This is a genomic window from Pseudomonas sp. MIS38 (assembly GCF_019891575.1).
GTDB classification, from domain to species: Bacteria; Pseudomonadota; Gammaproteobacteria; order Pseudomonadales; family Pseudomonadaceae; genus Aquipseudomonas; species Aquipseudomonas putida_A.
The window spans coordinates 191,985-218,977 of the sequence record NZ_JAFLXF010000001.1; the positions used below are offsets into that span (position 1 = coordinate 191,985).

Annotated in this window: 23 protein-coding genes and 1 riboswitch; of the genes, 13 read left to right on the plus strand and 10 right to left on the minus strand. The window is 60.9% G+C overall.

Annotated elements, in window-relative coordinates; all coding sequences use genetic code 11:
• Positions 1-146 precede the first annotated feature (146 nt).
• The gene (gene tkt, locus J1G18_RS00815; protein WP_027610623.1) at positions 147-2,144 is read right to left on the minus strand and encodes a transketolase; all 1,998 of its coding nucleotides are present in this window, start codon (positions 2,142-2,144) and stop codon (positions 147-149) included.
• A gap of 258 nt (positions 2,145-2,402) precedes the next feature.
• On the opposite strand from tkt, the gene J1G18_RS00820 reads away from it, so the two are divergent.
• From J1G18_RS00820 to J1G18_RS00835, 4 genes are all read left to right on the plus strand, one after another.
• A complete protein-coding gene (locus tag J1G18_RS00820) occupies positions 2,403-3,398 on the plus strand; it encodes an ArsR/SmtB family transcription factor (RefSeq protein ID WP_047596542.1) in 996 nt (331 codons plus the stop codon).
• Positions 3,399-3,416: 18 nt separating this feature from the next.
• On the plus strand, positions 3,417-4,607 hold the full coding sequence (metK, locus tag J1G18_RS00825; protein WP_027610621.1) for a methionine adenosyltransferase: 1,191 nt from the start codon (positions 3,417-3,419) through the stop codon (positions 4,605-4,607).
• Positions 4,608-4,841: 234 nt separating this feature from the next.
• Complete coding sequence (ligB, locus tag J1G18_RS00830) at positions 4,842-6,518, plus strand: NAD-dependent DNA ligase LigB (protein WP_223006947.1); 1,677 nt, start codon at positions 4,842-4,844, stop codon at positions 6,516-6,518.
• A gap of 94 nt (positions 6,519-6,612) precedes the next feature.
• Entirely contained in the window at positions 6,613-7,008 is a 396-nt protein-coding gene (locus J1G18_RS00835) for a DUF1090 domain-containing protein (RefSeq protein WP_007961884.1), read from the plus strand.
• A 126-nt stretch (positions 7,009-7,134) separates the two neighbouring features.
• On the opposite strand, the gene J1G18_RS00840 is transcribed toward J1G18_RS00835, so the two are convergent.
• Positions 7,135-7,584, minus strand: coding sequence for a c-type cytochrome (locus tag J1G18_RS00840; RefSeq protein WP_027610619.1), 450 nt, complete (start codon positions 7,582-7,584; stop codon positions 7,135-7,137).
• Between the two features lie 128 nt (positions 7,585-7,712).
• Between J1G18_RS00840 and J1G18_RS00845 the strand changes: the two genes are divergently transcribed.
• A complete protein-coding gene (locus tag J1G18_RS00845) occupies positions 7,713-8,897 on the plus strand; it encodes a murein transglycosylase A (protein WP_223006948.1) in 1,185 nt (394 codons plus the stop codon).
• A gap of 140 nt (positions 8,898-9,037) precedes the next feature.
• On the opposite strand, the gene J1G18_RS00850 is transcribed toward J1G18_RS00845, so the two are convergent.
• A complete protein-coding gene (locus J1G18_RS00850) occupies positions 9,038-9,421 on the minus strand; it encodes an MAPEG family protein (protein ID WP_027610617.1) in 384 nt (127 codons plus the stop codon).
• 39 nt (positions 9,422-9,460) lie between these two features.
• Positions 9,461-10,294, minus strand: a complete 834-nt coding sequence (locus tag J1G18_RS00855; RefSeq protein WP_223006949.1) for an EamA family transporter — start codon at positions 10,292-10,294, stop codon at positions 9,461-9,463.
• 156 nt (positions 10,295-10,450) lie between these two features.
• On the opposite strand from J1G18_RS00855, the gene J1G18_RS00860 reads away from it, so the two are divergent.
• Positions 10,451-11,713, plus strand: a complete 1,263-nt coding sequence (locus J1G18_RS00860; RefSeq protein WP_223006950.1) for a cation:proton antiporter — start codon at positions 10,451-10,453, stop codon at positions 11,711-11,713.
• A 30-nt stretch (positions 11,714-11,743) separates the two neighbouring features.
• Here the strand turns inward: J1G18_RS00860 and J1G18_RS00865 are convergent, their stop codons facing one another.
• Positions 11,744-12,607, minus strand: coding sequence for a LysR family transcriptional regulator (locus J1G18_RS00865; protein WP_223006951.1), 864 nt, complete (start codon positions 12,605-12,607; stop codon positions 11,744-11,746).
• 91 nt (positions 12,608-12,698) lie between these two features.
• Here J1G18_RS00865 and J1G18_RS00870 point away from each other — a divergent pair, with 91 nt between their 5' ends.
• Both J1G18_RS00870 and J1G18_RS00875 read left to right on the plus strand, forming a co-directional pair.
• Positions 12,699-13,112 (plus strand): VOC family protein, encoded by a 414-nt coding sequence (locus tag J1G18_RS00870; protein WP_223006952.1) that lies wholly within the window; start codon positions 12,699-12,701, stop codon positions 13,110-13,112.
• 39 nt (positions 13,113-13,151) lie between these two features.
• Positions 13,152-14,441, plus strand: a complete 1,290-nt coding sequence (locus tag J1G18_RS00875) for a cation:dicarboxylate symporter family transporter (protein ID WP_246881621.1) — start codon at positions 13,152-13,154, stop codon at positions 14,439-14,441.
• A gap of 2 nt (positions 14,442-14,443) precedes the next feature.
• Here the strand turns inward: J1G18_RS00875 and J1G18_RS00880 are convergent, their stop codons facing one another.
• Together J1G18_RS00880 and J1G18_RS00885 are read right to left on the minus strand one after the other, a co-directional pair.
• Positions 14,444-15,340, minus strand: a complete 897-nt coding sequence (locus tag J1G18_RS00880) for a formate/nitrite transporter family protein (RefSeq protein ID WP_223006953.1) — start codon at positions 15,338-15,340, stop codon at positions 14,444-14,446.
• 175 nt (positions 15,341-15,515) lie between these two features.
• Complete coding sequence (locus J1G18_RS00885) at positions 15,516-15,923, minus strand: acyl-CoA thioesterase (RefSeq protein ID WP_095137509.1); 408 nt, start codon at positions 15,921-15,923, stop codon at positions 15,516-15,518.
• A gap of 196 nt (positions 15,924-16,119) precedes the next feature.
• Positions 16,120-16,218, plus strand: a riboswitch (S-adenosyl-L-homocysteine riboswitch).
• A gap of 23 nt (positions 16,219-16,241) precedes the next feature.
• Here J1G18_RS00885 and ahcY point away from each other — a divergent pair.
• The 4 genes from ahcY to J1G18_RS00905 all read left to right on the plus strand — a co-directional run bounded on the left by ahcY (position 16,242) and on the right by J1G18_RS00905 (position 21,703).
• Positions 16,242-17,651 (plus strand): adenosylhomocysteinase, encoded by a 1,410-nt coding sequence (ahcY, locus tag J1G18_RS00890; RefSeq protein ID WP_096795737.1) that lies wholly within the window; start codon positions 16,242-16,244, stop codon positions 17,649-17,651.
• A 160-nt stretch (positions 17,652-17,811) separates the two neighbouring features.
• Positions 17,812-18,657, plus strand: a complete 846-nt coding sequence (gene metF / locus J1G18_RS00895) for a methylenetetrahydrofolate reductase [NAD(P)H] (RefSeq protein WP_003229047.1) — start codon at positions 17,812-17,814, stop codon at positions 18,655-18,657.
• A 146-nt stretch (positions 18,658-18,803) separates the two neighbouring features.
• Positions 18,804-19,616, plus strand: coding sequence for a substrate-binding periplasmic protein (locus J1G18_RS00900; protein ID WP_115988717.1), 813 nt, complete (start codon positions 18,804-18,806; stop codon positions 19,614-19,616).
• 221 nt (positions 19,617-19,837) lie between these two features.
• Positions 19,838-21,703: a DEAD/DEAH box helicase gene (locus tag J1G18_RS00905; protein ID WP_098966035.1), complete on the plus strand. Its 1,866-nt coding sequence runs from the start codon at positions 19,838-19,840 to the stop codon at positions 21,701-21,703.
• Between the two features lie 266 nt (positions 21,704-21,969).
• On the opposite strand, the gene J1G18_RS00910 is transcribed toward J1G18_RS00905, so the two are convergent.
• The 3 genes from J1G18_RS00910 to J1G18_RS00920 form a co-directional block, all read right to left on the minus strand.
• Positions 21,970-22,563, minus strand: coding sequence for a YceI family protein (locus J1G18_RS00910; protein WP_096795740.1), 594 nt, complete (start codon positions 22,561-22,563; stop codon positions 21,970-21,972).
• A gap of 31 nt (positions 22,564-22,594) precedes the next feature.
• The gene (locus tag J1G18_RS00915; protein ID WP_047596555.1) at positions 22,595-23,146 is read right to left on the minus strand and encodes a cytochrome b; all 552 of its coding nucleotides are present in this window, start codon (positions 23,144-23,146) and stop codon (positions 22,595-22,597) included.
• 345 nt (positions 23,147-23,491) lie between these two features.
• Positions 23,492-25,279, minus strand: coding sequence for a flavin monoamine oxidase family protein (locus J1G18_RS00920; protein WP_223006954.1), 1,788 nt, complete (start codon positions 25,277-25,279; stop codon positions 23,492-23,494).
• A 224-nt stretch (positions 25,280-25,503) separates the two neighbouring features.
• Between J1G18_RS00920 and J1G18_RS00925 the strand changes: the two genes are divergently transcribed.
• Complete coding sequence (locus J1G18_RS00925; RefSeq protein ID WP_223006955.1) at positions 25,504-26,910, plus strand: adenosylmethionine--8-amino-7-oxononanoate transaminase; 1,407 nt, start codon at positions 25,504-25,506, stop codon at positions 26,908-26,910.
• Positions 26,911-26,993: the final 83 nt, after the last annotated feature.

A 26,993-nucleotide genomic window follows, 5' to 3' on the forward strand; every position in this document is an offset into this window, starting at 1 on the left:
AGTGGTGTCTGAACCACCGATTTCGCGAGCAAGCCCGCTCCCACATTGGATCAGGGTTGTGAACACTGTGTGTGTCACACAACAAATCCCCCTGTGGGAGCGGGCTTGCTCGCGAAGGCGTCAGTCCAGACGACGCAACTTCTGGATCAGTCTTCCAGCAGCTCTTCAGCCTGACCCAGGATGTTTTCCAGGGTGAAGCCGAACTCTTCGAACAGTGCCGAAGCCGGAGCCGATTCGCCGTAGGTGGTCATGCCGATCACGCGACCTTCCAGACCCACGTACTTGAACCAGAAGTCGGCGTGGGCCGCTTCGATCGCGATACGTGCGCTGACCTGCAACGGCAGAACCGATTGCTTGTAGCCGGCGTCCTGAGCGTCGAACACGCTGGTGCAAGGCATGGAAACCACGCGCACCTTGCGGCCTTGCTCGGTCAGTTTGTCGTAGGCCTGAACGGCCAGACCGACTTCCGAACCGGTGGAAATCAGGATCAGCTCAGGCTCGCCTGCGCAGTCCTTCAACACGTAACCACCGCGGCTGATGTCGGCGATCTGACCGGCATCGCGTTCCTGGTGCTGCAGGTTCTGACGCGAGAAGATCAGCGCCGAAGGGCCGTCCTTACGCTCCAGCGCATTTTTCCAGGCCACCGCCGATTCAACGGCATCGGCTGGACGCCAGGTGTCGAGGTTCGGCGTGGTCCGCAGGCTGGTCAGTTGCTCGATCGGCTGGTGCGTCGGGCCGTCTTCGCCCAGACCGATGGAGTCGTGGGTGTAGACGTGGATCACACGCTTCTTCATCAGCGCCGACATGCGTACTGCGTTGCGCGCATATTCCATGAACATCAGGAAGGTCGCGCCGTAAGGCACCAGGCCGCCGTGCAGGGACACGCCGTTCATGATCGCGGTCATGCCGAATTCGCGCACGCCGTAGTACATGTAGTTGCCGCTGGCGTCTTCAGCGCTGACGCCTTTGCAACCTTTCCACAGGGTCAGGTTGGAACCGGCCAGGTCAGCTGAACCGCCGAGCAGTTCCGGCAGCAGCGGGCCGAACGCGTTCAGGGTGTTCTGGCTGGCTTTACGGCTGGCGATGGTTTCGCCTTTGGCCGCCACTTCAGCGATGTAGGCCGAGGCTTTTTCCGCGAAGTCCGCCGGCAGTTCGCCGCTCAGACGACGGATCAGCTCGTTGGCTTCGGTCGGGAACGCCGCGGAGTAGGCAGCGAAACGCTGATCCCACTCGGCTTCGGCGGCGCGACCTTTTTCCTTGGCATCCCACTCGGCATAGATGTCGGCCGGGATTTCGAACGGGCCGTAGTTCCAGTTCAGCGCCTGACGGGTCAGGGCGATTTCCGCGTCACCCAGTGGGGCGCCGTGGCAATCTTCCTTACCCTGCTTGTTCGGCGAACCGAAACCGATGGTGGTCTTGCAGCAGATCAGGGTCGGCAGCGGGCTCTTGCGCGCGGTTTCGATGGCGGTCTTGATCTCTTCCGGATCGTGACCGTCGACGTTGCGGATCACCTGCCAGTTGTAGGATTCGAAACGCTTCGGGGTGTCATCGGTGAACCAGCCTTCGACTTCACCGTCGATGGAGATGCCGTTGTCATCGTAGAAGGCGATCAGCTTGCCCAGGCCCAGCGTACCGGCCAGGGAAGCGACTTCGTGGGAAATGCCTTCCATCATGCAGCCATCACCGAGGAACACGTAGGTGTGGTGATCAACGATGTTGTGGCCAGGACGGTTGAACTGCGCACCCAGAACCTTTTCAGCCAGGGCGAAGCCGACGGCGTTGGCCAGACCCTGACCCAGCGGGCCGGTGGTGGTCTCGACGCCCGGGGTGTAACCGAATTCCGGGTGACCCGGGGTGCGGCTGTGCAGTTGACGGAACTGCTTGAGGTCGTCGATCGACAGGTCGTAACCGGTCAGGTGCAGCAGCGAGTAGATCAACATCGAGCCGTGGCCGTTGGACAGCACGAAGCGGTCACGGTCGGCGAACGACGGGTTGCTCGGGTTGTGCTTGAGGTAGTCGCGCCAAAGTACTTCGGCGATATCTGCCATACCCATAGGGGCACCGGGATGGCCGCTGTTGGCTTTTTGCACGGCATCCATGCTGAGGGCACGAATGGCGTTGGCACGCTCACGACGGCTAGGCATCGCTGATCTCCTGGGTGTGAATAGATTGAAACGGAAAAAAGGAGGGCATTTTCCCTCACCGGAGCGCCTCGGGGCAATGACAGATAGTCATCCGAGGGCGTTTTTCCCGTGCTGGACGGCGGTTTCGTCTGGTGAAACCTTTCCGCTGTTCGTTTGTAGAGTTAACCAGCCAGTGAGAAGTGCCATCTATCGAGCAATATCAAAACTTTTTGATATTGCCCTTGCAGCGATTTCCCACCGTCACTAGACTGCTGCCCCATGAACTTACGCGTGCCTTCCATTCGCCATGACGATTGCGACGAGCTGGCGGCCCTGTGCAAGGCCGGTGGCGATCCGCTGCGTCTGAATGTATTGCGCGCGCTGGCCAACGACTCGTTCGGCGTACTGGAGCTGGCGCAGATTTTCGGTATCGGTCAGTCCGGCATGAGCCACCACCTAAAAGTGCTGGCCCAGGCCGATCTGGTGGCGACACGCCGTGAAGGTAACGCGATTTTCTATCGCCGCGCCCTGCCCCACACCGAATTGCTGGGCGGCAAGTTGCACGCCGCATTGTTAGAAGAAGTCGACAATCTGGCGCTGCCGGACGACGTGCAGGCACGCATCGCCCAGGTCCACGGACAACGCGAAGCCGCCAGCCAGGACTTTTTCGCCCGGGTCGCGGAGAAATTCCGCGCCCAGCAAGACTTGATCGCAGGCCTGCCGCAGTACCGTGACAGTGTGCTGGCCCTGCTCGACAAACTGAACTTCAATGGTGCTGCCACGGCCATTGAAGTCGGCCCCGGCGATGGTGCTTTCCTGCCGGAACTGGCCCGCCGCTTCGGCACCGTAACCGCGCTGGACAACAGCCCGGCGATGCTCGAACTGGCGCGTCAGGTATGTGAACGTGAACGGCTGGCTAACGTCAGCCTGCAATTGGCCGATGCATTGAATGGCACCAGCCTTCAGGCCGATTGCGTGGTACTGAACATGGTGTTGCACCATTTCGCCGCGCCGGCCGAAGCGCTCAAGCACATGGCCGGCCTGCTGCAACCGGGCGGTAGCCTGCTCGTGACAGAGTTATGTAGCCACAACCAGAGTTGGGCCAGGGAGGCCTGCGGTGATCTGTGGTTGGGGTTTGAACAGGACGATTTGGCCCGTTGGGCCACCGCTGCGGGACTCGTTCCCGGGGACAGCCTCTATGTAGGCTTACGTAATGGTTTCCAGATCCAGGTTCGCCACTTTCAGCGACCGGCTGGCGACACTCACCATCGGTAAATTCAGGAAAACATCGAGATGAGCGAATACTCCCTCTTCACCTCCGAGTCCGTGTCTGAAGGACATCCGGACAAAATCGCCGACCAGATTTCCGATGCGGTGCTGGACGCCATTATCGCCCAGGACAAACACGCACGCGTTGCCGTGGAAACCCTGGTCAAGACTGGCGTTGCCATCGTGGCCGGTGAAGTGACCACCAGCGCCTGGGTTGACCTGGAGCAGATCGTTCGTGACGTGATCTGCGACATCGGCTACACCAGTTCCGAAGTCGGCTTCGACGGCGCGACCTGCGGCGTGATGAACATCATCGGCAAGCAGTCCCCTGACATCAACCAGGGTGTTGACCGTGCCAAGCCTGAAGATCAGGGCGCCGGCGACCAGGGCCTGATGTTCGGCTACGCCAGCAACGAAACCGACGTGCTGATGCCAGCGCCGATCACCTTCTCGCACCAGCTGGTGCAGCGCCAGGCCGAAGCCCGCAAATCGGGTCTGCTGCCGTGGCTGCGTCCGGACGCCAAGTCGCAAGTGACGTGCCGTTACGAAGGCGGCAAGGTGGTCGGTATCGACGCCGTTGTTCTGTCGACCCAGCACAACCCTGAAGTGTCGTACAAAGACCTGCGCGAAGGCGTGATGGAGCTGATCGTCAAGCACGTGCTGCCTGCCGAACTGCTGAGCAAAGACACCCAGTTCCACATCAACCCGACCGGCCAGTTCATCATTGGCGGCCCGGTAGGTGACTGCGGTCTGACCGGTCGCAAGATCATCGTCGACAGCTACGGCGGCATGGCCCGTCACGGCGGTGGCGCGTTCTCCGGTAAAGATCCATCGAAGGTTGACCGTTCGGCGGCCTACGCTGGCCGTTATGTTGCCAAGAACATCGTCGCTGCCGGCCTGGCCGAGCGTTGCGAGATTCAGGTGTCCTACGCCATCGGTGTCGCTCAGCCGACTTCGATCTCGCTGAACACCTTCGGTACCGGCAAGATCAGCGATGACAAGATCATCAAACTGGTGCGTGAAGTGTTCGACCTGCGTCCATACGCAATCACCACCATGCTGGATCTGCTGCACCCGATGTACCAGGAAACTGCAGCCTACGGCCACTTCGGTCGTGCTCCGCAGACCAAGACGGTTGGCGAAGACACCTTCTCCACCTTCACCTGGGAAAAAACCGACCGCGCCGACGCTCTGCGTTCTGCCGCTGGTCTGTAAGCCCTCCCGGCTGCACAAAAAGCCTCGCACGGTTCGCGCCGTGCGGGGCTTTTTCATGCCTGGAATCCCCTTCCAACATCTATAAAGAACCCTGTGGGAGCGGGCTTGCCCGAGAAGAGGCCGGCCCATGCGCCCCCTGTATGGGCACGGAAACACGATGCAAAACACCCACCCGGTGCCTCTCTGAATCCTCGCCTAGCCTTAAAGCATTCCCCCTGAGCAAGGACGCTCAAAATGCTTGCCACGCTGCGCCTGTTTTCAGTTCTTTTGCTGAGTTTCACCCCTCTGATCGCCCATGCAGCCTGCCCAGACTGGCCATTCGGCAAAGCGCAAGTTGAAATCTCGGCTCTGCAACAGCAGATCGACCAATGGGACGACGCCTACCACCGCGAAGGCCGCTCGCTGATTGCCGACGAACTCTACGATCAATCGCGCGTGCGGCTCATCGAATGGCGCCAGTGCTTCCAGCAGCCCGCAGCGCCCGAACCGTTGCGCAGCGCGTCTGGCTCCGTCGCGCATCCAATCGCCCACACCGGTCTGGACAAGCTTCACCAAGCCGCCGCCGTTCAAGCATGGTTAAAGGATCGGCAGGATGTCTGGGTACAACCCAAGGTCGATGGTGTAGCGGTCACGCTGATTTACCGTCGCGGCCTGTTGCAGCAGGCGATCAGTCGCGGCGACGGGATCAGCGGTCAGGACTGGACAGCGTCGGCGCAAAAGATCGCTGCCATTCCGCAACAACTGACCCAACCGCTGGACCTGCTGGTGCAGGGCGAGCTCTATTGGCGCCTGAATCAGCATGTGCAAGCCAGCGCCGGCAGCGTCAACGCCCGCGCCACCGTTGCCGGGCTGATGAGCCGTAAAACCTTGAGCGCAGAACAGGCGTCCGGGATCGGTCTGTTCGTCTGGGACTGGCCGCAGGGCCCGGCGAATCTGCCTGAAAGAATATCGACGCTAGCGACGCTGGGCTTCGCCACGACAGCGCCATTCAGTCAGGTCATCGCCAACCTTGCCGACGCGCAAAAATGGCGCGAGCACTGGTATCGATCGCCCCTGCCCTTCGCCACCGACGGCATTGTCTTGCGCCAGAGCCAGCGCCCACCGGCTGAGCGCTGGCAGGCGAGCGCGCCCTACTGGGCTATCGCCTGGAAATACCCGTTTGCCCGAGCGCTGGCCGAAGTGCGCAAAGTGAATTTCAAAGTCGGCCGCAGCGGACGCATCACGCCAGTATTGGAGTTGTCGCCGGTGATGCTCGATGACCGCGAGATCAGACGCGTCAGTGCCGGTTCACTCAAGCGCTGGCAGGCGCTGGATATCCGCCCCGGCGATCAAGTGGCAATCAGCCTGGCCGGGTTGACGATTCCACGACTCGACAGTGTGGTGTTGCGTACCTCCGAACGGGCCGCCCTCGACATTCCCGACACGCGCGACTTCCACGCCTTGAGCTGCTGGCAACCGACACCCGGTTGCGAAAGCCAGTTTCTCGCGCGCCTGACCTGGCTCAGTGGCAAGCAGGGGCTGGCGCTGCAGAATGTCGGGCGCGGCACCTGGGAGAAACTTCTGGAAACAGGCCGCCTGAACAACCTGCTGGATTGGTTGACCCTCGACGAGCCAGAGCTTGCTAACATTGCCGGCTTCGGCGAACGCAGCAGCGCACGTCTGATCAACAGTTTTCACAGCGCCCGCCAACGGCCGTTCACCCAGTGGCTCAAAGCATTGGGTTTACCGCCGACGGGGCAGGCACAACTGGCCGACTCGTGGCAGGCGCTGGCACAACGCGACACCGAACAATGGCAGGCAGAAGCCGGAATCGGCCCGGGCCGCGCGGCGCAATTGAGCGCATTCTTCCGCGACCCGCAGGTGCTGGCCTTGAGTGACACATTACGCGCCGCCGGAATCGACGGTTTCTGATCACGCAATCCCCGGCAGCCGGGAACCCAAGGGCCGTCAGACGCTCAAACAGCGCAGTGCCCCCGACCCGACTGCCTTTGCACATGGAGCTTTTATGAAATTTCTTGCACCCCTTGCCTTGCTGACTCTCTGTGGTGTTCTGGCCGCGCCTGTGATGGCTGACGAAGATGCACCGGGCCTGACCGGTTGCGCCGCGAAGAAGCAGGGCATCATCAATCAGCTCGAGCAGGCGAAATCCCGGGGCAACACCGATCAGCAGGCCGGTCTGCAAACCGCGCTGGATGAAGTGACGAAGAACTGCACCGATGCCGGCCTGAAGAAAGAACGCGAAAACAAGGTGCTGGAAGCCAAGCACGAAGTGAGCAAGCGTCAGGCGGATCTCGACAAGGCGATGAAGAAAGGCGATCCGGAGAAAATCAACAAGCGCAAGGACAAGCTCGCCGAGTCGCGCAAGGAACTGCAGGATGCGCTGGACCAGATCGACAAGTAACCGTTAATGCGGGGAATTTGATGCCCTCTTCGCGAGCAAGCCCGCTCCCACATTTTATTTGTGAACGACACAGATCCAGTGTGGGAGCGGGCTTGCTCGCGAAGGCGTCAGCTCAAACAACAGAAATCAATGATCGCGAAACTCTTTATGGCAAGCGCTGCAGGCATCTTCAACTTTCTGCACCGCAGGCCCGAGGTTACTGGCCTTGTACGGCTGAACCTTGCTGGCGATCACCAGTTCACCGGTGGCCGCCTCAAGGTTACGGGCCAATTCCTGAAAGCGGGCCTGACGCAGCCAGACATCATCCTTGGCGCTGGTGTGATCTTCTTCACGAACCTGCGGGAAATGCTTCCACGGTTCATGCGACAACGCATCGAGCTTCACCGCGCCTTCGGCGAATTTCGGCCCGTCGAACGGAATACGTCCACGCAACATGCCGCCCAGGTCTTCGCCGGTCTTGAGCATTTGTTTGAAGATCGCCTTGCGTTGCCCCAGCGGAGAATTCGGATCGACGCCGCCACAGGCGGACAAGGTCAGACAGGCCAGCAATACAACAGAAATTCTTTTAAGAGTCATGGTGGCTTCAGGTCACGGAATTCGGCGGCCAGTATCCTCGCGTCGCCGACAAACACCAATAGCCCTATTAAAAATACGGGTTGCCGGAGCGCATGGAGCACTTGGGCAACCGGCACAGGAATCACTCCATGAACAGCCGTTTCAAGGCCTGGCGTCACCCACTGATCGCAACCCTGCCACTGCTGGCAATCCTTGCCGGCTGTACGGGTGGCGACACTGCCAAACCGAAAACCCATGCCTTGGCCACTTATTCCAGCGCCACTTGGGAAGCCTTGCCGGCGGTGTCCGACAGCGATCTGGTGGCCGGTTTCAGTTCATGGCGCAGCGCCTGCACCCGACTCAAGGCTGATCCGGTCTGGGGCGGCACCTGCGCGGCAGCCGCCAACGTGCCGCAAAGCGCCAACGAGATTCGCGCGTTCCTCAAGCAGAACCTCGACGTGTTCGGACTGCGCGCCGAGCATGACAACCCCAACGGTCTGATCACCGGTTACTACGAACCGGTCTACCCCGGCAGCCTGACGCCCACCGAGGTGGCGAACGTGCCGGTGTACGGCGTGCCGGAAGACATGATCATCGTCTCGCTGGACAGCATTTACCCGGAACTGAAGGGCAAGCGCCTGCGTGGCCGTCTCGAAGGCCGAGTGCTCAAGCCGTATGACGACGCGGCGACCATCGAGTCCAAAGGCGTCAAAGCGCCGGTAGTGGCGTACCTGACCGATCCAATGAACCTGCAGTTTTTGCAGATCCAGGGTTCCGGGCGGATTCAGACGCCGGATGGCAAACAACTGCGCATCGCCTACGCCGACCAGAACGGCCATCCGTACCGGCCGATCGGGCGCTGGCTGGTGGAACAGGGCGAGTTGAAGAAAGAAGACGTGACCATGGGCGCGATCAGCAACTGGGCCAAGGCCAATCCGTCGCGCATCCCGGAACTGCTGGGCAGCAACCCGAGCTACGTGTTCTTCACCCGCAACCCGGACAGCAACGAAGGCCCACGCGGCTCGCTCAATGTGCCGCTGACCGCCGGCTACAGCGCAGCAGTGGATCGCAAGGTGATTCCGTTGGGCAGCCTGCTGTGGCTGTCGACCACCCGCCCGGACGGCAGCGCTTTGGTTCGCCCGGTCGCGGCGCAGGACACCGGTGGCGCGATTGCCGGCGAGGTGCGCGCGGATCTGTTCTGGGGCACCGGCGATGCTGCCGGGCAACTGGCCGGGGACATGAAACAGCAGGGACAGATCTGGATGCTCTGGCCTAAAGGTGTGGCGTTGCCGCAAGTACCGCAGGTGGCCGATACGGTTAAGGACAAGCCTTAAGCGCCTCGGCGCCAGAGCTACCGCCTTCGCGGGCAAGCCCGCTCCCACAGGGTTCTTTGGTGTACACAGGATTTGTGCTCGCCATTGATACCTGTGGGAGCGGGCTTGCTCGCGAAGAGGCCAGCTGCAACACCCGAGAATCAGACCGACACAAAGAAGAACGCAGCAATCAGCCCCATCCCGACAAACCACACCAGCGACCGCAAGATCGCCCAATCCGCCAGGTAGCAGATGATGTACAGCAGGCGACTGGTGATAAACAGCACCGCCAGCACATTCACTGTCACCAGCTGCGCCGTGCCCACCAGATGGGCAACGATCACCGCTGCCGCAAACGCCGGCATCACCTCGAAGCTGTTCAACTGCGCCGCATGCGCCCGTCGGGCGACGCCGCCCACGCTATCGAGAAAATCCCGAGGATCATGATTGTCACTGAGCCTGAAACCGCCCGAGACCTTGGCCACAATCGTGCACACATACGGCAGGAAAATCGCGATCAACACACACCACAGAGCCACCGTCATAAAGCCGTCCTTCTTCGAGTGATAGAGAATTGCGGGCCGTCAGAACTTCATCACCAACATGCCGATCAGCACCAGCCCACAGGCTAAGAGCCGCGGCCTGCCGAAAGGTTCTTTCAGGTAGCGCATGCCGAACAGCACCACCAGGATCACGCTGATCTCACGCAAGGCCGCCGCCTCGGCAATCGAGCCCAACTGCATCGCCCACAGCACCAGAGCGTAGCTGAACAACACGCAGAACCCGACCGCCAGCCCCAGCTTCCACTGCTCGCGCCAGAACACCAGAAATGCCGGGCGCTTCGCCACCCACGCCAGCAACGGAAACGGCCAAGCGCTGAGCAGCGTGACCCAGACCAGGTAATCCAGTGGATGCGACCAGCGCCGCAAGGCCTGACCATCGATGTAGGTGTAGCAACCGATGCACAAGCCGATCAGCGCCACCACCGGTAGCATCGACCAAGGGAGATGTTTGCCACCACCGCCCTGCCAGAGCAAGCAAGCCATGCCCAGCGGAATCAGCATGATCCCGAGGATCTGCTGCGTGGTGAGCACTTCGCCGGCGAAGATCAGGGTCAGCGCCAGCACCACCAACGGCGACAAGCCACGCATCAGCGGGTAGACCAACCCGAGGTCGCCGACCCGATAAGCTTGAATCAGCAGATAGCGATACAACAGCTCGAACGCCGCCGAAGCCAGAATCCACGGCCAGATTTCCACCGGCGGCAGGCTGATGAATGGAAATGCCAGCGCCACGAACAGCAGCGCCACCGTGTCCATGCACGCCACCACCAGCAACCGTTCGGCACTGAACTTGATCAGGGTATTCCACGTCGCATGCAACAGCGCCGCCATTAACACCAGAACTGTCGCCGCCACGTTCCACTCCTTGATTTTTTTGTTGACCCTACACCAATGTCTGCGGCTGACCAACCGAGGGGGGCATGATTGTGTCCCCACCCCGAAACAGCCCATCCAACCTTTGCACCGAAGAATCGGGGCGCTGTCTTTCCACCCCCATCCAATGGAGCCCGGATGCTAGAACTTGTTGCCGCTTTTATCTGCCTCACCACCCTTCTCACCTTCGTCAATTACCGTTTCATCGGCCTGCCGCCGACCATCGGCGTGATGGTCACCGCGCTGATGTTCTCCCTGTTGCTGCAAGGCCTGAGCGTGCTCGGCTATCCCGGCCTCGAAGACCGCGTGCAGCAACTGATCGGCCAGATCGACTTCGGCGATCTGCTGATGAACTGGATGCTGTCGTTCCTGCTGTTCGCCGGCGCCCTGCACGTCAACCTCAACGACCTGCGCAGCTATCGCTGGCCGATCGGCCTGCTGGCGACGTTCGGCGTGCTGATTGCCACCGCCGTGATCGGCAGCCTCGCCTATTACATTTTTGCCCTGTTCGGCTGGCACGTGAGCTTCCTCTACTGCCTGCTGTTCGGCGCGCTGATTTCGCCTACAGACCCGATCGCAGTGCTCGGCGTACTGCGTACCGCCAATGCTTCGAAACCGCTGAAAACCACCATCGTCGGCGAGTCGCTGTTCAACGACGGCACTGCGGTGGTGGTGTTCACCGTGCTGCTGGGCATCGCCCAACTGGGTGAGACGCCGACCCTCAGCGCCACGGCCATGCTGTTCGTGCACGAAGCCATTGGCGGTGTGCTGTTCGGCGGGCTGATCGGTTATGGGGTGTACCGGATGATCAAGAGCGTCCAGCAGCATCAGATCACGGTGATGCTGACCCTGGCGCTGGTGATCGGCGGTTCGGCGATGGCCACCGAGCTGCACGTCTCGGCACCGATTGCGATGGTGGTCGCCGGTCTGATCATCGGCAACCTGGGGCGCAACCTGGCGATGAACGACATGACCCGCAAGTACCTCGACGGCTTCTGGGAGCTGCTCGATGACATGCTCAATGCGCTGCTGTTCGCACTGATCGGCATGGAGCTGCTGTTGCTGCCGTTCAACTGGGCGCACGTGGCGGCGGCCAGTTTGCTGGCGCTGGCGATCCTGCTCTCGCGCCTGCTCACCGTGGCCCCGGCCATCGTTCTGCTGCGGCGCTGGCGCACGGTGCCGCGCGGCACCATCCGCATTCTGACCTGGGGCGGTTTGCGCGGCGGGGTGTCGGTAGCACTGGCGCTGGCCCTGCCGCTGGGCCCGGAGCGCGATCTGCTGCTGAGCATCACCTACATCGTGGTGCTGTCGTCGATCCTGTTGCAGGGCCTGACCATCGGCAAGCTGGTCAAGCACGCCACCCGTGACGAGCCGGCCACAGCGGCCGAACCCGCACACTGACGTATCACCGCAGCGCCGTCGTGAGCCCCCTCACGACGAACCGCACAGCAAATCAAGCAGATGCCGCATCGCCAATGGGCGGTGCGGCGTCGAGCCATGCATCACCACCAACTCGCGCGCATGACGCTGCCCGTCCTCGACCGGTAACACGTACATCCCTTCCAGCATCATCCCGGCCCACTGCGGCACCAGCGATACCCCCATCCCCTGCGCGACCAGCATGACGATCGTTTCCAGCGCATCCAGTTCGCACAGCACGTTGGGCTCGATGGCCTGTTCATCGAGGTAGCGCTGAGCAATCTGCCCACCCCACGAGCGTGCGTCATAACGAATGAACGGATGAACGCGCAACAGCGTTTCCAGCGACTGCCCGGCGTACGCGGCTGGAGCCACCAGAATCAGCGGCTCTACCTTGAGTACGACCAGTGCCAATGCCTTGGGCGGCTGGAATGGAGGCCTGACCAGAATCGCTGCGTCCAACTCCCCTGCAAGCACCTTCTCGTAAAGACTTTTCGAGTCACCCGGGGTGATCTTCAGCTTCAAATCAGGTGCTGTAAGCGCCAATCGCTCGATCAAGGTGGGTAACACGCCGGTCAGCGCTGTGGAAATTGCACCGATTGTCAGTTCACCGGCCACCCCATCGGGATGCAGATCGCTCTGTAGATCCTGGGCCAATTCGATGATCGCCCTGATCTTCGGCAGAATCAGCAGGCACTGGTCCGAGGGCCGGGCAGCGTGCGCGGTACGCAGCAGTAACGTGCAACCCAGCAATCTTTCGAGCGCCTGGACGCGCTGACTGATAGCCGCCGCAGTGCGACTCTCGCGCCGTGCCGCTGCCGCAATCGAACCGGTCTCGACCACCGCCACCAGACTTTTCAGAAACCGTACATCCATAAGTTTTCCTTTCGCTCAGAACAAGGCGAAGTCGTTATGCCCCGCCGCACGGTCTGTTTACCCTGAGCGCTCCTTCACTTGGGGACATCGCATGAACAGACCTTTTCACGCTGCATACCATGTTTGCGACCTGGAACAGGCGCGGACTTTTTATCGAGATGTGTTGGGCTGCACCGAAGGCCGCAGTACCGAGACATGGGTCGACTTCGACTTTTTCGGCAATCAGCTCTCGCTTCATGTGGGCACGCCCTTCACCACGACCCGTACCGGCCAGGTTGGCGATCACAAAGTATTGATGCCGCACATTGGCGTCGTCCTGCCGCTGGAGGAGTGGCTGGAGCTGGCCGATCGTTTGAGCCGCCTCGGCACAACGTTTGAAATCGCTCCGGTGATCCGCTTCGCCGGCGAACCCAGCGAGCAGCGCACGATGTTCTTTCTCGATCCCAGCGGCAATCCGATCGAAGTCAAGGGTTTCAAGGACTTCGACGGCCTCTTCGCACACTGAGCTTCACCCCAACAAACACAACAACAAAAGGGGCACATCATGACTACCAGGAAACCCACCAGTCTGGTCACCCGCATCATGCTCGGGCTGGCAGCCGGAATAATCGTCGGCATCCTTCTCAACCAGTTTCCCGAACACAAGATCTGGTTCATCGACAATCTGCTGCAACCGGCCGGTGACCTGTTCATCAGGCTGATGAAAATGATCGTCGTACCGTTGGTCTTTGCGTGCATGGTCGTCGGCATCGCCGGGGCAGGCAGCACCAAGGCGCTGGGGCGGGTCGGGATAAAGACGCTGGTTTATTTCTTTACCATCACCAGCATTGCCATCGTCTTCGGACTGATCGTCGGCAATGTTTTTCAGCCCGGCGCCGGCGCAGACTTCAGCAGCACCCTGCAATCACCGGCCATTGGTCTGGCGAATACGGGGGACACACAGAACCTGGGCCGAACTCTGGTGAACATCGTGCCGGACAACATCGTCCTGGCCATGTCTCAGGGCAAGCTGCTCTCCGTGCTGTTTTTCGCGATCCTGTTCGGCTGTGCCCTGTCGATGCTGCCCGAGCCGCAGAAGGCGCCATTGATCGCCGTGATTCAGGCGGTATCGGACACCATGTTCAAGGTCACGCATCTGGTCATGCACTATTCACCCATCGGCATCTTCGGCCTGATCGGGGTCACCGTGGCCAGCTTCGGCCTTAGTGCATTACTGCCGCTGGCGAAGCTGATCGGCATCACTTACGTCGCGGTGTTGCTCTTCGCGTTGGGCGTGCTGGGGCTGGTGGCGCGGATGGCCGGCATTCGCTTTTTCCACCTGATTCGGGAAATACGCAGTGAATTGATACTGGCTTACAGCAGTGCTGCGTCGGCCACGGTGATGCCACAACTGATCGAGAAAATGGAGAAGTATGGCGCTCCGCGCCCGATCACCAGCATGGTCATTCCACTGGGGTACTCGTTCAACCTTGATGGCGCCTCGCTGTTCGCGGGACTGGGCACGCTGTTTATCGCCCAGGCGTACGGGATTGATCTGAGTCTGGCGGATCAGGCCATGCTGGTGCTGATCATGGTGTTGACGTCAAAGGGCGCGGCGGGAGTGCCGGGTTTCATGTTCATCATCCTCACAGCGACCCTGACCACCGCCGGTTTGCCAGTGGAAGGCGTGGCAATCATCGCCGGCGTCTACCGCTTGATGGACATGCCGGTCACCGCGCTCAACGTGTTGGGCAATGCACTGGCACCGCTGGTCATAGCGCGCTGGGAGGGACAGCTCAAGGCACCTGAAAGCGAACCGACGACAGAACCGGTCAGCCCGCCGTTCAAGGCCTGAAACTATCGGGGCTTGCTGTCGGATTCATCTTCGCGGGGTTTGCCGGAGTTCGGTTTATCCGTCTTGGGCGCCCCGCTTTCGCTGCGGATCTGCGCATGGCTGATCAGGGCGAAGATGAAACTGCCGCCGATGATATTCCCCGCCAGCGTGGGCCCGGCAAACACCATCCAGAAATCACTCCACGGCAGCTCGCCGGCAAACACCAGATACGACACTTCCGCCGAACCGACCACGATGTGGGTGAAGTCGCCCAGCGCCATCAGGTAGGTGATAAGGATGATGATCCACATCTTCGCGCTCTCCATGGACGGGATCATCCAGACCATGGTGGCGATCATCCAGCCGGAAACGATGCCCTTGGCAAACATCTGACTGGCGTGGTTTTCCATGACCTTGCGGCCGATTTCAAGGAAGGCGTGATCAGTCTTGGTGTCGAAGATCGGCAGCTCGAGCATCACGTACGCCACCAGAATCGTCCCGCACAAATTGCCGAACAGGACCACGCCCCACAGGCGGATCAGCCGGCCGAAGTTTTTCAGGGTCGGTTTGGTCATCACCGGTAGAACGGCGGTCAGGGTGTTTTCGGTGAACAATTGCTGGCGGGCGAGAATCACCGCGAGGAAACCGGCGCAGTAGCCGAAACTGGCGATCACCTTGAATTCCTCGCCCTCGGGCAGACGCGAATTGAGCAGGCCCATGCCCATCAGCGACAGGCCCATGGTCAGCCCGGCGGCGAGCGCCGACCACCACAGCGCGGCAATGCTGCGCTCCAGTTCCTGATCACCTTGAGTGCGGATGATTTCATGCAGAACCGCCGCGCGGGGCGGCTGGTTTTTCTCGACTTCGTGTTGTTCATCGGTCGAGAGGTTGGGGGTCTTGCCGTCTGTAGGGTTGCTCATGGCGCGGGAACCGTGGGGGGTGGTGTTTACCTACGACCCCGGCGGTTCATGGCTGTTCAGTGGCCAGATGATTCTTCGCTGGCTGAACAACCGCATTCGCGAGCAAGCCCGCTCCCACAGGTACAACGCAATCCATGTGGGAGCGGGCTTGCTCGCGAAGGGCGCGCCGCCGATGTTAGTTGCTGACCAGTTCATCTTCCTTGAACTGGTCTTTGACGTACTTGATCTCGGTGCGACCGTGCGGCGCCGGCAGGCCGTCTTCGCCGAGGTTGACGAAGACCATCTTCTCGACCGTGAGGATGCTCTTGCGGGTGATCTTGTTGCGAACCTCGCAGGTCAGGGTGATCGAGGTGCGGCCGAACTCGGTGGCGGTGATGCCCAGTTCGATGATGTCGCCCTGGCGCGAGGCGCTGACGAAGTTGATCTCGGAAATGTACTTGGTCACCACGCGCTGATTGCCCAACTGGACGATCGCGTAAATCGCCGCTTCTTCGTCGATCCAGCGCAGCAGGCTGCCGCCGAACAGGGTGCCATTGGGGTTGAGGTCTTCGGGTTTTACCCATTTGCGGGTGTGGAAATTCATATTCACTCCTGAGCGTTTGCCGAAAGATGGCGCCATCTTGGCAGACCGGACGGTCATGCTCCATGAGCCTTCTACTATGGTCGCTATTAGCGATCTTCATCTGGCCGACAGAAACCCTTTGGAAGATCAGTCTAGACGGCTATAATCGCCCCCGTTTCAAAACGGTAACGTTCACCTGCTACCGTTTTCCCGCCACCTGTCCGAGGGGCGCTGCAGCAGGATCAACCTGTCAGGCTCGGATGGGGCGTTGACTGGCCACGGCCGGACACTAAACGCACAACGGCGCCCATTCGCATACATTACGAATGGAGGCTCTTCATGAGCGCTGTTATCACGCCTGCAGATTTTAACGATTACAAAGTTGCCGATATGTCCCTGGCTGCCTGGGGCCGTCGCGAAACCATCATCGCCGAGTCGGAAATGCCGGCCCTGATGGGTCTGCGCCGCAAGTACGCCTCCGAGCAGCCGCTCAAGGGCGCGAAAATCCTCGGCTGCATCCACATGACCATTCAGACTGCCGTGCTGATCGAAACCCTGGTTGCCCTGGGTGCCGAAGTACGCTGGTCGTCCTGCAACATTTTCTCGACTCAGGATCAGGCCGCTGCGTCCATCGCTGCCGCCGGCATCCCGGTTTTCGCCTGGAAAGGCGAGACTGAAGAAGAGTACGAGTGGTGCCTGGAGCAGACCATCCTCAAGGATGGCCAGCCATGGGACGCCAACATGATCCTCGACGACGGCGGCGACCTGACTCAGCTGCTGCACGACAAGTACCCACAGGTGCTGGACCGCGTTCACGGCGTGACCGAAGAAACCACCACCGGCGTTCACCGCCTGCTGGACATGCTGGCCAAGGGCGAGCTGAAGATCCCGGCGATCAACGTCAACGACTCGGTGACCAAGTCCAAGAACGACAACAAGTACGGCTGCCGTCACAGCCTGAACGATGCGATCAAGCGCGGCACCGACCACCTGCTGTCCGGCAAGCAAGCGCTGGTCATCGGTTACGGTGACGTGGGCAAGGGCTCTGCTCAGTCGCTGCGTCAGGAAGGCATGATCGTCAAGGTTTCCGAAGTTGACCCGATCTGCGCCATGCAGGCCTGCATGGACGGTTTCGAACTGGTTTCGCCGTTCATCGACGGTATCAACGACGGCACCGAAGCAAGCATCGACAAAGCGCTGCTGGGCAAGATCGACCTGATCGTGACCACCACCGGTAACGTCAATGTTTGCGACGCGAACATGCTCAAAGCCCTGAAGAAGCGCGCTGTTGTCTGCAACATCGGCCACTTCGACAACGAAATCGACACCGCTTTCATGCGCAAGAACTGGGCGTGGGAAGAAGTGAAGCCACAGGTCCACAAGATCCACCGTACCGGCCCGGGCGCTTTCGACGCACAGAACGACGACTACCTGATCCTGCTGGCCGAAGGCCGTCTGGTGAACCTGGGCAACGCCACCGGTCACCCGAGCCGCATCATGGACGGTTCGTTCGCCAACCAGGTACTGGCGCAGATCTTCCTGTTCGGCCAGAAGTACGCCGACCTGTCGCCAGCCGAGAAAGCCGAGCGTCTGACCGTTGAAGTATTGCCGAAGAAACTCGACGAAGAAGTGGCCCTGGAAATGGTGCGCGGCTTCGGTGGCGTGGTCACTCAACTGACCAAGCAACAGGCTGACTACATCGGCGTCACCGTCGAAGGCCCGTTCAAGCCGCACGCTTACCGCTACTGATTGACGCGGCGGCCTGCTCTCCCTGTGGGAGCGGGCTTGCTCGCGAAAGCGGTCTGTCATTCAGCATTGATGTTGCCTGACCCGCCGCTTTCGCGAGCAAGCCCGCTCCCACATGGGCGGTGCAAGCCTCACAGGCTTCGTGTTTCCAAGGGTATTTCCCATGTCCCAAGACCGTCGCTACAGCTTCGAGTTCTTCCCGACCAAGACCGATGCTGGGCATGAAAAACTGCTCAACGTTGCCCGTCAGCTGGCAACGTACAACCCCGACTTCTTCTCCTGCACCTACGGCGCTGGTGGTTCGACCCGTGATCGCACCCTCAACACCGTTCTGCAACTGGAAAGCGAAGTCAAAGTACCGGCCGCACCGCACCTGTCGTGCGTCGGCGACAGCAAGGACGACCTGCGCGGCCTGCTGAACGAGTACAAGGCTGCCGGCATCAAGCGCATCGTTGCGCTGCGCGGTGACCTGCCGTCCGGCATGGGCATGACCAGCGGCGAGCTGCGTCACGCCAACGAACTGGTGGAATTCATTCGTGAAGAAACCGGTGATCATTTCCACATCGAAGTTGCCGCTTACCCGGAGATGCATCCGCAAGCGCGCAATTACGAAGACGATCTCGCCAACTTCGTGCGCAAGGCCCGCGCCGGTGCCGACAGCGCGATCACCCAGTACTTCTTCAACGCCGACAGCTACTTCTACTTCGTCGACCGTTTGCAGGCGCTAGGCGTGGACATTCCGGTGGTGCCGGGGATCATGCCGATCACCAACTACAGCAAGCTGGCGCGGTTCTCCGATGCCTGCGGTGCGGAAATTCCGCGCTGGATCCGCAAGCAACTGGAAGCCTACGGCGATGACAGCCAGAGCATTCAGCGCTTCGGCGAGCAAGTTGTCAGCGAAATGTGCGAACGCCTGTTGCAGGGCGGCGCACCGGGGCTGCACTTCTATTCCATGAACCAGGCTGAACCTAGTCTGGCGATCTGGAATAACCTGAAGTTGCCGCGCTAAGCATTAAAAGAAAGATCAAAAGATCGCAGCCTTCGGCAGCTCCTACAGGGGTGTCGTTGCTGCGATTTTTTGCTTTTGAATCCCCGAATTAGAGCTTGTGCAGGCACTTTCTGGCTCTTTCGCGTTTCTCGTCGTAATCTCAAGCCATGCCTTTTTTCGCGCAGTTACTCACCGTGCTGGTTTTTGCTTGCCTGAGCTTTGCCGCTCGGGGCGAGAAGCTGCGTATTGTCACCGAGCCGTGGGCGCCTTATGTCTACGAGGAGGGCGGCAAGAACCTCGGGCTGGACTACGAAACCACCGCCATCGTGTTCAAGCGTCTGGGAATCGAAGTCGAGTGGCAGTTCCTGCCGTGGAAACGTTGTCTGTCGATGCTCGAAACCGGCCAGGCCGATGGCGCGCTGGATATTTTTCACAGCGACGAGCGTGATGCCACTCTGCTCTACCCCATCGAACCGCTGTCGGACGTCGAGTTCGTGATGTTCTACGCCAACGACCGTCCCCATCCGTTCCGCCAGCTCGAAGACCTCAAAGGCCTGACCATCGGCACTTCGCCGGGCTATCTGTACAGTCCGGACTTCAGCCAGTCGACACTGTTCACCCGCGAGCCGGCACCAACCCACGAGGCCAACTTCGGCAAACTGTTGCGCGGACGTATCGACTTGCTGATCACCGATCGCCGCGTGGGCCAGCATTTGCTCGATCAACTGAATATTCGCGATCAAATCACCGAAAATCCCACGGTCATCAGCCGTCAGAGCCAATATCTGGCCGTTCGACGCAATGCCGGGATGGATCTGCTGGTGGCGCGTTTCGGTGCCGAACTCAAGCGTTTCAAGCGCGAACCGGCCTACGCCGAGCTCAGCGCACGCTACGGCGCCGCCCCGGTCGACGCCGTGCCGCTGGGCAACGCCTCGGCCAGCCGCAAAACCGTTGAGCAGCAGGAAAGCAGCGCGCAGTGATTGCTCTGTTATACTCCGGCGTTCCCGCCAGGCTCACGCCCGGACGCCCGGAACCGTAACAGGCCTCTCGACCCGCTACAGCGCAGCTTTCAGCCCGCGCGAGCGCTCCTGACGTGCCTTCGGAGCCGCAGCAGGACCGGACGGGATCGCGTCCTCTTAAACGCGATTCGCGCCAGGCAAGACTCCCATTGGGCCAAGCCCTAACTAAAACAGGATTACTCATGTCCTTTGCTTCCCTCGGTCTCTCCGAGGCTTTAGTCCGTGCCATCGAAGATGCGGGCTATACCGAGCCTACTCCGGTGCAACAGCGGGCCATTCCCGCCGTGTTGCAAGGTCGCGACCTGATGGTTGCGGCACAGACAGGTACCGGTAAAACCGGCGGTTTCGCCCTTCCGATCCTGGAGCGGTTGTTCCCCAACGGTCACCCGGACAAATCCCAGCGTCATGGCCCGCGCCAACCGCGCGTACTGGTCCTGACCCCGACCCGCGAACTCGCGGCCCAGGTTCACGAGAGCTTCAAGATCTACGCCCGTGACCTGAAATTCGTCAGCGCCTGCATCTTCGGTGGCGTCGGCATGAACCCGCAAGTCCAGGCCATGTCCCGTGGCGTTGACGTCCTCGTCGCGTGCCCGGGTCGTCTGCTCGACCTCGCCGGCCAGGGCAGCGTCGATCTGTCCCACGTCGAAATCCTCGTCCTCGACGAAGCCGACCGCATGCTCGACATGGGCTTTGTCCACGACGTGAAGAAAGTCCTCGCGCGTCTGCCGGCCAAGCGGCAGAACCTGCTGTTCTCGGCGACGTTCTCCAAAGACATCACCGATCTTGCCGGCAAGCTGCTGCACAACCCGGAACGCATCGAAGTCACACCGCCGAACACCACGGTCGAGCGCATCGAGCAACGCGTGTTCCGTCTGCCGGCCAGCCACAAGCGTGCCCTGCTGGCGCACCTGATCACCGCCGGTGCCTGGGAACAGGTACTGGTGTTCACCCGCACCAAGCACGGCGCCAACCGTCTGGCCGAGTACCTGGACAAACACGGCCTGCCGGCTGTGGCCATCCACGGCAACAAAAGCCAGAACGCCCGCACCAAAGCCCTGGCCGATTTCAAGGCCGGTGAAGTGCGCATCCTGGTCGCGACCGACATCGCCGCGCGCGGTCTGGACATCGATCAGTTGCCACACGTGGTCAACTTCGAACTGCCGAACGTCGATGAAGACTATGTGCACCGTATCGGCCGTACTGGCCGCGCCGGTCGTTCGGGCGAGGCGATCTCGCTGGTGGCCCCGGACGAAGAGAAGCTGCTGAAAAGCATCGAACGCATGACCAAGCAGAAAATCGCCGACGGCGACCTGATGGGCTTCGATGCCAGCACCATCGAGGCCGAGAAGCCTGAAGTGCGTGAGCGTCCGGACATGCGCAACCCGCGCAACTCCCGTGGCCCGCGTGGCGACGGTCCGAATGGTGGCGGTGGTGGCGGCGGTCGCAAGGACAAAGGCAAAGACAAGGGCAAGGAAAAACCCGCCGGCGAACGCGGCGAGCGCCCTGCCCGTCAGCAGAAACCGCGTGAAGGCACCCCGGCCCGCGAACAGCGTCCGAGCCAGCCACCACGCGCGGCGGCTGATCGTGCACCGGACGAGTTCCTCGACGACGATATCGATAACTTCGGTAACCGCGTTGATTACGTGCCGAAAGCTGCTCCTGCCGGTGGCCGTGGTCGCCGTCCAGGCGCGCCAGCTCAGGGCGCAGGTGCAGGCGCTCCACGCGGCGGTCAGTCGCAAGGTCGCCAGAACGGCCCGCGTAACAGCAACGGTTCGAGCACCGGCACCCCACCGGGCAAACGCAGCGGCCCGCGCAACGGTGCTCCCCGTGATGGCCAGGGCCGTCGTGACGAGTCCTCGCGCAACCGCCGCCCGGCTCGCGACGATCAGCAACGCGCCGAACCGGCCGTGCAGAACCCGCGCAGCACCGGGCCGAAGATCATGCACAAGGAATCGAAAGCCGACCGCTTCCCGACGCCTGAGCAGCTCGATCAACTGCCGACCCGCCCGCGCGGCGAAAAACCAGCACTGCTGACCCGCAATCGCTGAGTTATCGCGGCAATGAAAAATGCCCCGGTTCGAAAGAGCCGGGGCATTTTTTATGAGCACGCCAATATCCCTGAATCACCACATCACCTGTGGGAGCGGGCTTGCTCGCGAATGCGGTATGTCTGTAACGGAAGTATCGACTGGCCCGCCGCATTCGCGAGCAAGCCCGCTCCCACAGGGGATCTGCGGTGAGATCAGTGTTGTGAAGGACAATAAAAAACGCCCCCGGCCTTACGACCGGGGGCGTTTTTGTATGGCGGCGAAAATTACTTCGCTTTCACACCTTCGAACGAGATGTACAGGTCGACCTTGTCGGACTGTGGACCCAGATCCATCATCTTGCCGAAATCAGAGCGCTTGATGCTGGTGGTACCTTCGAAGCCGGCACGGTAGCCGCCCCATGGATCCTTGCCCTCGCCCAGGAACACAGCCTTGACCACGATTGGCTTGGTCACGCCGTGCAGGGTCAGGTCGCCGGTCACGTCGGCAGTGTCTTTGCCATCGGCGTTCTTGCCGGTGGATTTGACGCTGGTGGAGACGAACTTGGCGTCAGCGTATTTGCCCACGTCCAGGAAGTCTTTGCTGGAGATGTGCTTGTCGCGCTCGGCGTGGTTGGTGAACACGCTGGCGGTTTTCACGTTGAATTCGATTTTGCTGTCTTCAGGCTTGGCGGCGTCGAAGCTGAACTTGCCGTCGATGTCCTTGAAGGTACCGGTGATGTAGCTGTAGCCCAGGTGGCTGATCTTGAAGTCGACGAAAGCGTGCTGGCCTTCCTTGTCGACGGTGTAATCAGCAGCCATCACGTTCGCGGACAGTACGGCCGAACCGATTGCCAGAGCGGCCAGAGTCTTTTTCAACATGCTTTCTTTTCCTTTGAGTCGAGGTTGAATTTCAGGCTTTGCGACCGAGCATTCGAGTAAGGGTCGCATCACGATCGATAAAGTGGTGCTTCAATGCTGCCAACGCATGGAGACCGGAAAAAATTACCAGCGCCCATGCCAGCCAGAGATGAATCACCCCAGCGGTGTCTGCCTGATCCGGTAACCCGGAAACCAGTGCAGGAACTTCAAACAGGCCAAACACCGGGATCCCGACACCGTCTGCGGTGGAAATCAGGTAACCGGCAAGCATCACAGCGAACAGCCCGACGTACAGAAACCCGTGGCCGAATTTGGCGCCGATGCGGGTCATGCGGCTGTAGCTTTGCAGCGTCGGTGGTGGTGGGCTGATAAAGCGCCACAACACCCGCAACACCATCACACCCAGCAGCACCAGACCGATGCTCTTGTGCAGATCCGGCGCGTCTTTGCGCCAGCTGCTGTAGTAATCCAGCCCCACCATCCACAGACCCAGCGCGAACAGTCCGAAGACCGCCAGCGCCACGCCCCAGTGCATGAAGATGCTGACCCAACCATAGCGTGAAGCAGAGTTACGTAGCTGCATTGCCCAAATCCTGTGAGAACTGCGAACCAAGACTAGCGAGTTATCTATCGAATTAAAGCGGAAAATTTTGCTTTGAAATATCGAGAAATACGATCAAGAGTCTTGAACATGGTAGTTAAGGAAAGATTAAAGGGGAAAGAGTGGGGCAGAAGGCTGGGTACAGATCCAAAGTCAGTGCTGCCTGAACCGGCCTCTTCGCGAGCAAGCTCGCTCCCACAGGGGATCGCATTCCAGCTGAGGGATCACGGTCGAATAATGTGGGAGCGAGCTTGCTCGCGAAGGCGGTTTGGCAGGCCAAAAAAAAGCGCGGCATGAGAGCCGCGCTTTTTCATTCACCGCAAAGCCTTACTGCGCTTTGCTATCGGTGTTTGCCGCCGGAGCCGGGGTTGTAGCCGGCTTGGCCGCAGGCTTCTTCGCCGGCTCAGCCTTTTTCGCCGCCGGTTTGGCCGGGGCCTTTTTCGCCTCGGTTTTCGCTGCAGGCTTCTTCGCCGCAGGCTTGGCTGGCGCTTTCTTCGCCGGCTCGGCTTTCACCGGAGCGGCGGGTTTCGGCGCTTCTACCGGAGCTGGCGCAGGGGCTGGAACCGGTGCAGGCGCTGGGGCTGCTGGAGCTGGAGCCGGCTCAGGCGCCTTCACAGGTTCTGGCTTCTTCTCGTCATCCGAACCGCCAAACAGGTTGCTGAAGAAGTTGCCCTTCTTCGCCGCCACGGCACCCGCCGCGCCTGCCGCTGCTGCGGCTGGAACCACTTTGACCGGCTCAAACGACTTGCCGGCGGCCAGGTCTTCAACCTGACTGGCCGCACGCTGACCGGTGCGCAGCGCGCCTTCCAGAGTGCCCGGATACAGGGTGTCGGTGTGTTCGCCGGCAAACGCTACGCGTTGCAGTGGGCGCTCCCACATGCGCCAGAACTTGCTGATCTGGCCCGGGCCGTAAGCCAGGTAGGCGCCGCCCATCGACGGGTCGGTGCTGTAGCGACGGATTTCATAGCCGGTGAACGAGCCACGGGCCTGTGGATAAAACGCGTGCAGACGGATCAGCACCTGATCGACCATCTGCTTGTCGCCGAACGCTTGCATCACGCGGGCATTGTCGCCGGACAGGTTGATCACCACGTTGGCGCCACCTTTCAGCGCCGGTTCGATCCAGAGCATGCCGAGGCCGGCGTTACTGTAGATCTCACCGGACATGCGCGCCTTGCTTTCCCACACTGGCGTCTTGAACTTGAGCATGATCTGGTCGCGCCAGCCGTAGTTGGTGCCCTTGATCGCGGCCAGGTGCTGAGCGTCCAGCGCCGGGGTGAGCGCAATCTTGTTCAGCGCACGCAGCGGCACGGCCAGCACCACGTAGTCAGCCTGATAGCCAACACTGCCGACCTTGACGGTCACGCCATCCTTGTCCTGAGTGATCGCGGAAACCGGCGAGTTGGTCTTGATGGTCTTGATCTGTTTGACGAACGCCTGGGCCAGCACCTGGCTGCCGCCGACCAGACGCGAGGCGCGCAGGTCACGGTCAGAGACGCCACGGTAGACGCGGTTCTGCTGGGCGAAATACAGCAGCGACAGACGCGAAGGCTCGTCGTAGTGGGTGCGGATGTCCTGGTTGATCAGCTGACGCGCGGTGGCCGGCAGGTTCTGCTTGTCGAGCCAGCTCGACACGTTGATCTGGTCCAGCGCATGCAGGGTGTTGGTCGCGGCCGGGTTCTGCGGGTCGTCGATCGAACGGGCCAGATCGTCGAGGGTTTTCTGGTAGCGCTTCAGGGCATCGGCGGTGGCCGGCTGCTTGGTCGCCAGATCGGCAGCGGAGAAATATTCACCGTCGATCAGATAACCCGGTGTACGCACGAATTCAGGGGCTGGCGTGGTGCTCAGCTTGAAGGTCGAGACGTATTTGTTCAGCACCGGCTGGGTCTTGTCGTTGCCGATCCACTCGCTGGTGGCCATGCCCGAGCGACCGCCCAGGCTCGGCTTGGCTTCGAGCAGCGTGACCTGCCAGCCCTTGTTTTGCAGCTCGTAAGCTGCGGTCAGGCCCGACAGGCCGCCGCCGATCACGATTGCGGTTTTATCCTTGGCCAGCGCCGTAACGCTGAACAGCCCCAACATCACCAGCGCACAGGCGCGCAGCCAACCGACAGACATTCAGCGAACTCCGGAAATACACGTAGGAAAAAAGCAGTTTTGCGGGTCAGACGACCCAAAGAACCGCGAAGAATACGTCAGCCATCAAAACGCCGCCAGCGACGTCTATCGGCCCATACAAAGTAGCTCAATCGACGCAATGGGTTGTCCCGGCGCGATGCATTGCATAGGCTTGCGCGATTGTTTGCCCGCGCCTGACGCGAGCCGCCTCGAGGAGACTGTAAATGGGCCTGAATAACCAGTGGATGCAACGCGACCTCGCGGTGCTGTGGCATCCCTGCACCCAGATGAAAGACCACGAACAGCTGCCGCTGATCCCGATCAAGCGCGGTGAAGGCGTCTGGCTCGAAGACTTCGAAGGCAAGCGCTACCTCGACGCCGTCAGCTCCTGGTGGGTCAACGTGTTCGGCCACGCCAACCCGCGCATCAACCAGCGCATCAAGGATCAGGTCGATCAGCTGGAGCACGTGATTCTGGCTGGTTTCAGCCATCAACCGGTGATCGAACTGTCCGAGCGTCTGGTGAAGATGACCCCGGAAGGCCTGAATCGGGTGTTCTACGCCGATAACGGTTCGTCCTGCATCGAAGTCGCGCTGAAAATGAGCTTTCACTACTGGCTCAACCGCGGCCAGCCAAACAAAAAGCGCTTCGTCACCCTGACCAACAGCTACCACGGCGAAACCATGGCAGCGATGGCGGTCGGCGACGTGCCGCTGTTCACCGAGACCTACAAAGCGCTGCTGATGGAAACCATCAAGGTGCCCAGCCCGGATTGTTATCTGCGCCCCGAAGGCATGAGCTGGGAAGAGCATTCGCGCAACCTGTTCGCCGCCATGGAACAGACACTGGCAGAACATCATGACAGCGTGGCGGCAGTCATCGTCGAGCCGTTGATTCAGGGCGCCGGCGGCATGCGCATGTATCACCCGGTGTACCTCAAGCTGCTGCGCGAAGCCTGCGACCGCTACGGCGTGCACCTGATCCACGACGAAATCGCCGTCGGCTTCGGCCGCACCGGCACCATGTTCGCCTGTGAGCAGGCCGGCATCCGCCCGGACTTCCTCTGCCTGTCCAAGGCCCTGACCGGCGGCTACCTGCCACTGGCGGCGTGCCTGACCACCGACGAGGTCTACAGCGCGTTCTACGACGACTACCCGACCCTGCGCGCCTTCCTCCATTCGCACAGCTACACCGGTAACCCGCTGGCCTGTGCGGCGGCGCTGGCGACCCTGGATATCTTCGAGCAGGACAACGTCATCGAGAACAACCAGGCCCTGGCCCGGCGCATGGCCTCGGCCACTGCGCATCTGGTCGATCACCCGAATGTCAGCGAAGTGCGGCAGACCGGCATGGTGCTGGCGATCGAAATGGTCAAGGATAAAGCCACCAAAGAGGCCTACCCTTGGCAGGAACGTCGCGGTTTGAAGGTGTTCCAGCATGCGCTGGAGCGTGGCGCGCTGCTGCGTCCGCTGGGCAGCGTGGTGTATTTCCTGCCGCCGTACGTGATTACCCCGGAGCAGATCGACTTCCTCGCCGAAGTCGCCAGCGAAGGCATCGACATCGCCACCCGTGACAGCGTCAGCGTGGCCGTGCCAAAAGATTTCCACCCGGGGTTCCGCGATCCGGGCTGATTGAAAATTTGTGGCGCCTGAACTGCCGCTTTCGCGAGCAGGCTCGCTCCCACCCTGGAATGCATTTCCCTGTGGGAGCGAGC